The sequence below is a fragment of the Actinoallomurus sp. NPDC050550 genome, assembly GCF_040655075.1.
Lineage (GTDB): Bacteria > Actinomycetota > Actinomycetes > Streptosporangiales > Streptosporangiaceae > Actinoallomurus.
The window spans coordinates 1-1,510 of the sequence record NZ_JBFAJC010000145.1; the positions used below are offsets into that span (position 1 = coordinate 1).

Below are 1,510 nucleotides of genomic sequence, written 5' to 3' on the forward strand. Positions count from 1 at the left end.
CACCGGACGCACCATCGAATACGCCCAATCCGCCTACCGCGGCGACCGATACCGCATCACCACAAAACTCCACTTCGACCACACGTCCGGATAGGCGGGACGCGATCGATGGCCGATCGTCGGACGGGGCTCGGCCTCCGCGGTTACGCCGCCAGATCCACCCTGATGTCGTTGCGGGAGTCCGGCAGCAGGATGACCGGTGCTTCGATTTCCGTTGCCCGTGACCGGAAACCTCGCGGGCATGCCCCTCGAAGATCTCTGAGTTTTTCGCCGGCCGATGTCGATCCGAGCCGGCCGCCTTCGTCGGTTGGGCGAAAGTCCACCAGGGGCGCGAAGGGAGATCTCATGAACACCGACATCACCGTGCCGGCACCCAAGATCGCGGACCGGGCCGGCTACCAGGCCGAACTGGACGTGCTGCGAATCCGGGAGAAGGCGCACACCCACGAAGGCGACGCGATCGCGGCCGCTCGCCGCCGGCTGCCGATGGTGGAGGTCGACGCCGGCACCACACTGGTCGGCCCGGCCGGACCGGTCACATTGCTGGAGACGTTCGAGGGCCGCCGCCAGCTGATCGCCTACTACCAGATGTGGCACACCGGCCACCCGGCCGCCGAGCAGTGCGAGGGCTGCACGTTCTTCAACAGCCAGGTCCGCGAGCTGTCCTACCTGCACGTACGCGACATCACGTACGCGACGTTCTGCCAGGGCCCGTACGAGGAGAGCGTCCGCTACCGCGACTTCATGGGCTGGGACGTGCCCTGGTACTCCGCGGCGGAGTCCATCGACGTCCTGATGGCGGGACGCGGCCCGTTCATGCTGGCGTGCTACCTGCGCCAGGGCGACCGGGTGTTCGAGACGTACTGGACCACCGGCCGTGGTGTCGAGGTGATGGACGTCACCTACGGTCTCCTGGACCGGACCGCGTACGGGCGGCAGGAGGCGTGGGAGGACTCGCCCGCCGGCTGGCCGCAGGCCGACAGCATCGCCCGGACCAACGGACGCCCCAGCGCCCAGTGGCCCCGCCTGGAAGCCGGACGCTCCGACGACCTCGGGCCTGGGCGTTAGGGCCTGAGCGTTAGGGCCTGCCTCGAAGTCCCGCTGTCCTACTGCGCGACGGCCAGGCGGCGACGTCGAGACAGGCCCTTGAGGCGGGCGGCGTACGTCACCGGTTGCCGAGTCGGCCCGGGGGAAGTCATGGAGCATGCGGCTCAGCGGTGCTCGGGTACTGGTCACCGGGGCGTCCTCCGGCATCGGGGCGGCGACCGCGCGGGAGATGGCGAGGGCCGGGGCGCGTCTCGTCCTGGTAGGGCGTGACCGGCCCCGGCTCGACGCCGTGGCCGCCGAGACCGGGGGCCGGGCCGTCGTAGGCGATCTGACCGGGGACGCCGCCTCCCTGGTCTCGCGCGCCGGGCCGGCGGCGAACTCCGCCTCCTGCAGCTCGACGTAAGACGTCATGCCGTCCTCGGCGTAGCCCTTGGCGAGGTGGAACATCGAGTAGTTGAGCGAG

Annotated in this window: 2 protein-coding genes; both read left to right on the plus strand. The window is 69.9% G+C overall.

The genetic code is table 11. The annotated features are described in order from the left end of the window. The first annotated feature begins 345 nt into the window (after nt 1–345). Complete coding sequence (locus AB0I04_RS55115) at nt 346–1,068, plus strand: DUF899 family protein (RefSeq protein ID WP_360905063.1); 723 nt, start codon at nt 346–348, stop codon at nt 1,066–1,068. Between the two features lie 136 nt (nt 1,069–1,204). Continuing rightward, the gene (locus AB0I04_RS55120; RefSeq protein WP_360905066.1) at nt 1,205–1,450 is read left to right on the plus strand and encodes an SDR family NAD(P)-dependent oxidoreductase; all 246 of its coding nucleotides are present in this window, start codon (nt 1,205–1,207) and stop codon (nt 1,448–1,450) included. The last annotated feature ends 60 nt before the right edge of the window (nt 1,451–1,510 follow it).

What these genes read in the sequence shown, in the direction of transcription:
- AB0I04_RS55115 (WP_360905063.1), top strand. Translation starts at nt 346, where the DNA reads ATGAACACCGACATCACCGTGCCGGCACCCAAGATCGCGGACCGGGCC.
- AB0I04_RS55120 (WP_360905066.1), top strand. Translation starts at nt 1,205, where the DNA reads ATGCGGCTCAGCGGTGCTCGGGTACTGGTCACCGGGGCGTCCTCCGGC.